This window comes from Actinoplanes subtropicus (genome assembly GCF_000721705.1).
GTDB lineage: Bacteria > Actinomycetota > Actinomycetes > Mycobacteriales > Micromonosporaceae > Actinoplanes > Actinoplanes subtropicus.
In genome coordinates, this window is the sequence record NZ_JOJL01000035.1 from 76,961 (window position 1) to 85,188 (window position 8,228).

The following is an 8,228-nucleotide window of genomic DNA, read 5'->3' on the forward strand; positions in this document are numbered from 1 at the left end:
CCGGGCGGCCCGAACCCGTTCCGCAGGCAGTTCTCGGCAGCGACATCGTCGTCGCGGTGGTGCCGGTCGAGGTTGCGGTGCAGGAAGTGCCAGTGTGGCCCGGGACAGTCATCGAACCGGTCCCGACGACGGTCGACGAAATCGCCGGTCTGGTCCTCGCGGTGCCGGACGTGGTGCGGCTGCACGCGGGTCGTTTCGGCGAGGTCGCCACCTACCTTCCGGGTCGGCGGGTGACCGGGGTCAAGCTGGGCGACAACTCTGTCGAGGTGCACGTCGTGGTAGGCGGACGCGTGCCGGTGAGGGAAACCGCACAGCTCATCCATGCCGCGGTGGCGACCTTGGTCGCTACACCGGTGCACGTCTACGTCGAAGACATCGCCGCGGCCTGATCTCGTCGTGGTCGGTGATCGACGGTGTCGGCACAGTCCGAGACCGTCGACAACCTCCGACCGCATCCTCCGTTCGTTCTCGCCGATCCTCTGATCAGGAGTGCTCATGTCCTCTTCCACCACAGGCCTGTTCGCGGGGTTGTTGCTCGCCCTGATCGCCGCGACCGCCGGGTTCGGCTGGTTCCTGCTCGCGATCCTGTTCGCCGCCGCCGGCTATGTCGTCGGCGCGCACCTGGAAGGCCGGATCAACCTCGCCGGCCTGGTCCCCGGTCGCAACCGTGGCTGACCGTCCCGCCGTCCTGGACGGCGCCTCAGGGGTGCAGGTCCAGCGTGCCGGCGACGCTGACGGCCGGGACCCGGGCGAGCGCGGCATCCTGATCATGAAGGACCGCGCGGTACAGCGCATCGCCGAAGCCGCGGCCCTGCAGGTGCCCGGGGTCATTCCCGCCGCGCAGAGCACCAGCACGATCGGTGCGGCGCTGGGCCGCGGCTATCCCCGCGTGGACTGCGATGTGGCCGGCGGCCGCGTCCGCGCCGACGTGGAGATCGTCGGCCGGTGGCCGATCCCCGCGGCGCACCTCGGCGCCCAGGTCCGCGCCGCGGTCACCGAACAGCTACAGCGGCTTGCCGGGCTACGCGTCGACGCCGTCGACGTAACCATCGCCAAGATCATCCGGGTGGCGGCCCCACCGCGCAGGAGAGTCCAATGACCACATCACCGCCGACCGTCGACACCGCATCCGTGCAGCCGGCACCTGCCCGGCCGGCGATGCCCGCCGCGCGGCAGCCGACCGGCGCCGGCCGCATCGGTGTCGTCGGCCCGGTCCTCGCGACCCTGCTGGTCGCCGTCGGCGTGGTCCTGCTGCACGACGCCGTCGCCGAGGCCGACAACACTCCAGGCCGTTCGTGGCTGGCCGCTTTCGTCGACGACATCAACGGGCTCACCGCGCAATGGTGGATGATCCCCGCCGGTGTCGCGGTCGCCCTGATCGGTGTTTGGCTGATCGTCACCGCGCTTCGACCCCGGTCCCGGAAGACCCTCGCAGTCGCCTCTGCGACCGGGGTGCACCTGCGCACCAGTGACATCGCCCGGCTGGCCTCCGCGGCCGCTGACGATGTCGACGGCGTGCTGTCCGCCGGCTCCGTCGCCGGCCGCCGTACGGTCACCGTCACCGTCGAATCGGACACTGCCGGTATCGCCGACCAGGTCCACGACGCGGTCGCCCAACGGCTGGCCGCTCTCGCCGACCCGGTGAAGGTCAAAATCCGAGTCCGCTCACACCTGCGACACCGGGAAGGCAACTGATGCGCCGCTTCGTGCTCGGCCTCGACCGGGTCGCCGCTGTCCTGCTCGGGCTGATCATGGTCATGGTCGGTGTCGCCGCCGCCGACTGGTACAACGGCGGCATACGCGACCTCTGGCCGGCAGTCCCGAAGAAACTGTCCACCGCCGCCGCCGGCCACCTGCTCGCCACGCCGTGGTGGCCGTGGGCCGCAGGCGGCGCCGGTACACTCGCCGCCCTACTCGGTCTCTGGTGGCTGCTCGCACACCTACCACGCCGCGGCGTCGGCATGCTCGTGCTGCCTGGTTCCGGCAAACCCGGACGGCTACTCGTCGACCCCGCGGGCGTGGCAAGCACCGCAGCCGAGGTTCTCGCCGAGAGCCCGGGAATCCGCTCGGCACGCAGCAAGGTCATCCGAGATCGCGGTGAGCTCGTCATCGCCCTCACCGCCACCGTCGACCCGCGGGCCGACCTCACGGATGTCATCACTAGCGCCGACGCCGTCGCCACGCAGCTGCAGTCCGTCCTCGGGCGCGACGACGCCCGCGCCCGGATCCACCTGTCCGTCGCCCGTCGCCCGCGTACCCAACCACGCGTTCGCTAGAACCCGGCCGTCTACCTACCGGCCCGCGCGTCGCAGCATGTGCTGGTCTGCCCGTCAGCACTGTGTACAGCGGTGTCTATGCTCCGTCGCGTGGCTGAAAGCGGGATGAGCAGTGTGGATCTTAATGCGGTGCTGCTCGCGGTGGAGAAGGCCGCCCCGGTGGAGGCCGTTGAGGCGGTGACACGCACGATCGGGTTGAGCCTCGACGCGTTGTGGGTGTCGTTTCTTGTGGCGGACATGAGCGGTCGTGCCCTCGTACGTCTTGTGCACGTGCCGATCGGTGACGTGCCTGGCGCGCGCCGGCAGGACGAGGACATCGCGATTGTGCTGCCGTTTGACGGCGGACCGCAGGAGCAGGCGCTGCGTGCACAGCAGGTGCTGGTCGAGCAGACGGGTGACCACTTCGTGGTGCGAGCGCCGGTCACCCAGCGCGGGGAAGCGATCGGACTTCTGGAACTCGCTCTGCCTACGGCACCGACCCCCGCGATCGTGCAGAGGGTGTCCCGGGCCGGGCACACACTGGCATTCGTGGTGATCGCCAACCGCCGGCACACCGACCTGTTCGAATGGGGCCAACGAACGACGCCGTTCACCCTGGCTGCCGAAATACAGCGGCGCTTGCTACCTGCGTCGTTCACCTGTGAAGCCGACTCGTTCACTCTGGCGGCGTGGCTCGAACCGGCAGCCAGCATCGGCGGAGACACGTTCGACTACAGCCTCGCCCGTGACCTGCTGCATCTGAGCATCACCGACGCCGTGGGCCATGGCGTGCACAGTGCGCTCACCGCGACCCTCTGCGTCAGTGGTCTGCGTAACGCTCGGCGCCGCGGCGGGACCCTGCTGGAGCAGGCACAGGCCGCGAACCAGGCGCTCATCGACAACCCCCAAGAAAAGTCCGCCTTCGTCACCGGGCTCATCGGCCGGCTTGATCTACGTACCGGGGTTCTCGCTGTCGTCAACGCCGGCCACCCCGTGCCGCTGCTGGTGCGTAACGGAGCCGCGCTTCCCGTAGCGTTGCCAGTCAACCGACCCTTCGGCGTGTTGCGCGAGAAGACCTACCGGGCCACCCAGGTCGAGCTGCGGCCCGGTGACCGTCTTGTACTGCTCACCGACGGAATGCTGGAACGGGCGGCCGCCGCTCTCGACCTGCTGTCGCGACTGCAACACCTCAGCGGGCTGCACCCCAGGGAACTCGTCCGCGTCCTCGGCGACCTCGTTCTCGACGTCGCTGGACCCGCGCTCCCCGACGACGCCTGCCTGCTGGTGGTCGATTGGCACGGCGGCCACGGCGACACCCGCCACACCAGCGGCGGCGCCGACCCCGACCGGGCCAGCACACCCCACGACGGATAGAAACACGACGCGCGGCGCTCCTCAACCTTTCTAGGCCCGTGTCCGACACGGCAGCAGTTTCAAACGCTGCGCGATGATCGCGGTTTGCCCTGGCGCCGTCGATCTTCGTCGTCTGCACGTACACCGCGACCGCCGCGTCTCCCGGCCCGGCCGACAGCGTGTCGGGTAACACCAACCAGCGCAGGTAGTCCACAATCGTGCTACGGCCACCGTCCGTTCTTCGTGTCCTTGCAGGGAACCCGAAGATCATTCAGGCGACGTGGTGTCTGCGACGTGTGCGTCAGCCTTTGATCTGCTTGCGGCCCGAGTTGCTGGACCCGATGCTGATCTTGCGTGGCTTGGCCGCCTCGGAGACGGGGATCCGCAGCTCCAGGACGCCGTTGTCGTAGCCGGCCTCGAGCTTGTCGGTGTCGAGGGTGTCGGCCAGGAACAGCTGCCGGCTGAACACGCCCATCGGCCGCTCGGAGATCACGGTCTCCACACCGTCCTTGACCCGGCGCTGCCGCTGGGCCTTGACCTGCAGCACGTTGCGCTCGACGGTCAGCTCTATCGAATCGGGGTCGACCCCGGGCAGGTCGAAATACACGTTGAACCAGTCACCGTCGCGCTCGGCGTCGACGTGCATCCGCCGGCCGGCTCGCCGTGCCGGTCAGCTGCTCGAACACGCGGTCGATGTCGCGGAACGGGTCGGTACGCATCAGCATGGTCATCTCCTCCTCGGTGCTCCTTCACCAAAGGGTCTCCAGTTCCCGGGGTTCGCCCGGTAATTGAGTGCCGTTGACTCAACTTGTCTCTATCGGTACAACGAAGGCATGGCAATGTCAAGTCCGGGGTTCGCGGAGTGTTCGGCTGCGGCCGAGGGCTCTTCCGCTCTCGCCGATCGGCAGGCGGAAGGCATGTATCCGATCTCGGTGGTTGCGGAGATGACCGGCCTCGGGGCGCAGACGCAGCGGCTATGAGCGGGCCGGACTGCTGCATCCGGCGCGTACTGCCGGAGGTATGCGCCTGTACAGCCCTCGTGATGTCACGCCGGTACGCCGCGCGGCTGAATTGGCCGCCGAAGGAATCAACCTGACCGGCGTCCGCCGGATCCTGGCGCTCGAGGTTGAGGTGGCGGGCCTGCGCAGCGAACTCGAAAGCCTCCGCGGCCCGGTCAGCGCCACGTCCACCGGACCCGGCCGGTAAGCCAGACGCGGGAAGTGGCCACGGTCACACACAGGCATGTCACGGATCGGCGGGCTGCCTTGTTCCATGGACATGACGCAGATGAGGAACCAGACAGTGATCGTGGCCGGGGCCACTGGCGTCTTCGGCCGGCACATCCGCGAGGCGCTAACCGGCACGGGACACACCGTGCTCGGTTTGGGCCGCAGCGAGGGCAATGAGATCCGCGCCGACCTGCTCGACCGAACCGGACTGATGCGGGCGTTCGAGGGGATCGAGGCGGACGTCGTGGTGCACGCCGCGACCGCGCTGCGCAAACCGCCGATGACGCACAAGGACATGTTCGGCACTGACGACCTGCGGATCGCCGGGACCGCGAACCTGATCGAGGCGGCCAAGCTCGCCGGCGTACGCCGCTTCATCGGCGAGAACATCGCCATCGGCTACGGCTACCGTGACTTCGGCGACCGCGTTCTGACCGAGGAGGACGAGTTCGCGACGCCTGTGGACGACCCGAGCATCAACCGGCACCTGGAGGGTATGCGGGAGAAGGAGCGCCTGGCACAGGTGTCGGGGCTGGAGGCGATCTCTTTGCGATTCGGGCTTTTCTACCGTCCGGGCGGCACTGAGACGATGGTGCGCATGCTGGGCAGGCGGCAACTGCCCACGTTCGACGACCACGGCCGCGTCTCGCCGTGGACCCACCTGGCCAACGCGGCCGCGGCCGTCGTCGCGGCGATCGATCATGGCCGGCCCGGTAAGGCGTACAACGTCGTCGACGACCACCGCGAGTACGAGATCTTCTACAACAACACCGACCGCATCAGGGCATCACCAACGCCCGGCCACTCGCCCCGCTACCCGAACCGATCACCAACGCGGACCGGCTCACCCACCTGAACATCCACCGGCATGGACCGCCTCGGCGGCATCCTCCACGAATACGAACATGCCGCCTGAACAGCACCTTGGTGTAGCCGCCCTTGGTGGCCGCGTTCGGGTTGACCGTCACGTGCGCCGACGCCGGCCCGGCCAGGGTAAGCAGCACGGCGGCGGCCGCGGCGGACACGATGCCGACACGCTTGGGGCAGCGAGTAATTCATGACAGAAACCTCTCGTATTGCAGGATGACGTCCCAGTTGTCGCCGGAACACGGCGAAAAGTTCCTGAGAAATTCCCGGGAACCCGATGGAGATGGGCGGCGACAAACATCGCGAGTGAACGCCGTCACGGCCCCCACCCCACCCCTTGAGGTAACCATGTCGACGACCGCCCCACGGCCCGTCACCGTCACCCCGGCTCCTCGGCAACGCACGACGCCGGTGCGCAGCTTCGGGCCGCTGCTGGTGCGGCTGCACTTCTACGCTGGCATCTTCGTCGCGCCGTTTCTGCTGGTCGCGGCAATGACCGGCATGCTGTACGCGTTCATGCCGCAGATCGAACGTGCCTACTACGGTGACGTGCTGGTCGTCGACCACCCGGGCGGCGCGACCAAGTCGCTCGCCGAGCAGATCACCGCGGCGCGGGCCACGTACCCCGACGGGGACCTCGTCGCGGTCCGGCCGGGCACGGACGACACCACCACGCAGATCGACTTCACCTCGGCGTCGCTGGACGACGAGCACTTTCGCACCGTCTACGTGAACCCGTACACCGGCGCGGTCACCGGGCATCTGACCACCTGGTGGGCTACCACACCGCTCAAGACCTGGTTCGACGACCTGCACCGCAACCTGCATCTCGGCGCGACCGGCAGGTACTACTCCGAGTTCGCGGCCAGCTGGCTCGCCGTCCTCGCCCTCGGCGGCCTGGCCCTCTGGTGGCGGCGCCAGCGCTCGGCCCGGAAAATGCTCACCCCCGAACTGTCCGCGAAGAGAGGCGTGCGGCGTACTCGCAGCTGGCACGCCGCAACCGGGGTGTGGCTCACGCTCGGCCTGCTGATCCTGTCCGCGACCGGCTTGACCTGGTCCCGCTACGCCGGCGGCAACTTCAGCGAAGCCCTGGACAAGTTCAAAGGCAGCACACCGTACGTGTCTACCGACCTGGGCAGCGCTGCCGACCCCACGGCCTCCGGCGGACACCACGGCATGGGCGGTACGACCGCGGCCGCCGGCACCGTCGATCCGGCGGCTATCGACGGCGTATTGAAGATCGCCCGCGCCGACGGAATCGACGGCCCGGTCGCGATCGCCGTCCCCGGCGACACCGCCACCGCCTGGACCGTCACCCAGTCCCGCGACCTGTGGCCGGTCGGCCGCGACAGCGTCGCCGTCGACGCCACCGCCGGCAAGATCACCGAGCGGATCAACTTCGCCGACTGGCCGCTGTTCGCCAAACTCACCCGCTGGGGCATCAACGCCCACATGGGCACCCTGTTCGGCCTCGTCAACCAGCTGCTGCTGGCCGCCCTCGCCCTCGGCCTGATCTGCGTGATCATCTGGGGCTACCGGATGTGGTGGCAACGCCGCCCCACCCGCGCCGACCGCAAAGCCCTGGTCGGCGCACCACCGGTCGGCCACGGCGCCTGGCAGCAACTGCCCACCTGGGGCATCGTCGTCGGCGTCCCGCTGGTGTTCGCCCTGGGATGGTTCGTGCCGCTGTTCGGCATCCCGTTAGCCGCGTTCCTCATCGCCGATCTCATTCTCGGCGCCTTCCGCAGCCGCCGAGACCGAACCGCCAGCACGCCGGTCTCCCCCGCCCCGGCTGGCAGCTAACGCTCGGTGGTGCCGTCCCAGGACGGCACCGCCTCCCGCTGCGAACCCTTATCTGTTGCGAGACGTCATCAAGTAGCCCGCCAACCCGCCGCCCCTCGGCCACGAGAACACCATCCAGCAGCGCAGCAGCTTCCGCCTGCCGATGGTCGCTGCCTCGATCCTGTTGCTCGTCCGCGCCGCCTGGCTCGGCGCGCGGCTCCAGCCCCGGTTCGGCACCTGGAACGCGGCGCCGATCTCCGTTGGCGTGGGCTGGTCCCGGCGGATGGCTGCCGGGCGCCGCTGTTGGGGGCGGCGAGGCGAAACCTCGCCACCCGTACGACCTGCTTCAGGACCTGCCGCCTGTTACGTGTCCTCGCGGGGTAGGGCGAGGGGGTGTGGTTCGCCGGTGAGGGCGGCGAGTGCTGTGGCGACTTCTTCGAGGGTGGCTTTGACGTAGCGGGCGGTGGTGCCAGCGTCGTTGGGCGTTTCGGCATGTCCTGCGTAGGCGAGAGCGACACCGTAGCCGAAGACGCGTTCCACCCAGGTAAGCGTGGTGTGGCGCAGCCAGTGCGCGGACACCTGCTGGGTGGCCACCCAGGGCAGAATCTTCCCAAGCCGTTCCCACAGGTAGTCATAGCGGCGGCGGGTGACTGGTCGTCCGTTCGCGTACCGCAGCAACTGCCCGTCGCCGGGGACGCGACGTTGCAGGGAGTGCCGTTGCAGGTACTGCATCAGCGTGGGC

At 68.8% G+C, this 8,228-nt stretch carries 8 protein-coding genes and 4 pseudogenes; 10 read left to right on the forward strand and 2 right to left on the reverse strand.

Annotated elements, in window-relative coordinates; genetic code table 11:
• The first annotated feature begins 56 nt into the window (after positions 1-56).
• The 6 genes from IH26_RS0139965 (at position 57) to IH26_RS0139990 (ending at position 3,629) form a co-directional block, all read left to right on the forward strand.
• Positions 57-389, forward strand: coding sequence for a hypothetical protein (locus tag IH26_RS0139965; protein ID WP_211268845.1), 333 nt, complete (start codon positions 57-59; stop codon positions 387-389).
• Between the two features lie 106 nt (positions 390-495).
• A complete protein-coding gene (locus IH26_RS0139970; protein WP_030441499.1) occupies positions 496-675 on the forward strand; it encodes a DUF2273 domain-containing protein in 180 nt (59 codons plus the stop codon).
• Positions 668-1,099 (forward strand): Asp23/Gls24 family envelope stress response protein, encoded by a 432-nt coding sequence (locus IH26_RS0139975; protein ID WP_051809364.1) that lies wholly within the window; start codon positions 668-670, stop codon positions 1,097-1,099. Before IH26_RS0139970 ends, IH26_RS0139975 begins: the two co-directional genes overlap by 8 nt.
• Positions 1,096-1,695: a DUF6286 domain-containing protein gene (locus IH26_RS0139980; RefSeq protein ID WP_030441501.1), complete on the forward strand. Its 600-nt coding sequence runs from the start codon at positions 1,096-1,098 to the stop codon at positions 1,693-1,695. Before IH26_RS0139975 ends, IH26_RS0139980 begins: the two co-directional genes overlap by 4 nt.
• Positions 1,695-2,276 (forward strand): Asp23/Gls24 family envelope stress response protein, encoded by a 582-nt coding sequence (locus IH26_RS0139985; RefSeq protein WP_030441502.1) that lies wholly within the window; start codon positions 1,695-1,697, stop codon positions 2,274-2,276. Before IH26_RS0139980 ends, IH26_RS0139985 begins: the two co-directional genes overlap by 1 nt.
• A 90-nt stretch (positions 2,277-2,366) precedes the next feature.
• On the forward strand, positions 2,367-3,629 hold the full coding sequence (locus IH26_RS0139990) for a PP2C family protein-serine/threonine phosphatase (RefSeq protein WP_245665901.1): 1,263 nt from the start codon (positions 2,367-2,369) through the stop codon (positions 3,627-3,629).
• Positions 3,630-3,909: 280 nt separating this feature from the next.
• On the opposite strand, the pseudogene IH26_RS54575 reads toward IH26_RS0139990, so the two are convergent.
• Positions 3,910-4,333, reverse strand: a pseudogene (locus IH26_RS54575) (Hsp20/alpha crystallin family protein).
• A gap of 262 nt (positions 4,334-4,595) precedes the next feature.
• On the opposite strand from IH26_RS54575, the pseudogene IH26_RS62390 reads away from it, so the two are divergent.
• From IH26_RS62390 to IH26_RS64785, 4 genes and pseudogenes are all read left to right on the forward strand, one after another.
• Positions 4,596-4,814 (forward strand): annotated as a pseudogene (locus IH26_RS62390) (MerR family transcriptional regulator); the annotation flags it as partial.
• An 81-nt stretch (positions 4,815-4,895) separates the two neighbouring features.
• Positions 4,896-5,693, forward strand: coding sequence for an NAD-dependent epimerase/dehydratase family protein (locus IH26_RS0140005; protein ID WP_211268846.1), 798 nt, complete (start codon positions 4,896-4,898; stop codon positions 5,691-5,693).
• A gap of 359 nt (positions 5,694-6,052) precedes the next feature.
• Positions 6,053-7,507, forward strand: coding sequence for a PepSY-associated TM helix domain-containing protein (locus tag IH26_RS0140010; RefSeq protein WP_030441505.1), 1,455 nt, complete (start codon positions 6,053-6,055; stop codon positions 7,505-7,507).
• 88 nt (positions 7,508-7,595) lie between these two features.
• Positions 7,596-7,943 (forward strand): annotated as a pseudogene (locus tag IH26_RS64785) (hypothetical protein); the annotation flags it as partial.
• On the opposite strand, the pseudogene IH26_RS61635 reads toward IH26_RS64785, so the two are convergent.
• Positions 7,850-8,228: pseudogene (locus tag IH26_RS61635) on the reverse strand (site-specific integrase); the annotation flags it as partial. The pseudogenes IH26_RS64785 and IH26_RS61635 sit on opposite strands and share 94 nt — an antisense overlap.

What these genes read in the sequence shown, in the direction of transcription:
- IH26_RS0140005 (WP_211268846.1), top strand. Translation starts at nt 4,896, where the DNA reads ATGAGGAACCAGACAGTGATCGTGGCCGGGGCCACTGGCGTCTTCGGC.
- IH26_RS0139980 (WP_030441501.1), top strand. Translation starts at nt 1,096, where the DNA reads ATGACCACATCACCGCCGACCGTCGACACCGCATCCGTGCAGCCGGCA.
- IH26_RS0140010 (WP_030441505.1), top strand. Translation starts at nt 6,053, where the DNA reads ATGTCGACGACCGCCCCACGGCCCGTCACCGTCACCCCGGCTCCTCGG.
- IH26_RS0139985 (WP_030441502.1), top strand. Translation starts at nt 1,695, where the DNA reads ATGCGCCGCTTCGTGCTCGGCCTCGACCGGGTCGCCGCTGTCCTGCTC.
- IH26_RS0139970 (WP_030441499.1), top strand. Translation starts at nt 496, where the DNA reads ATGTCCTCTTCCACCACAGGCCTGTTCGCGGGGTTGTTGCTCGCCCTG.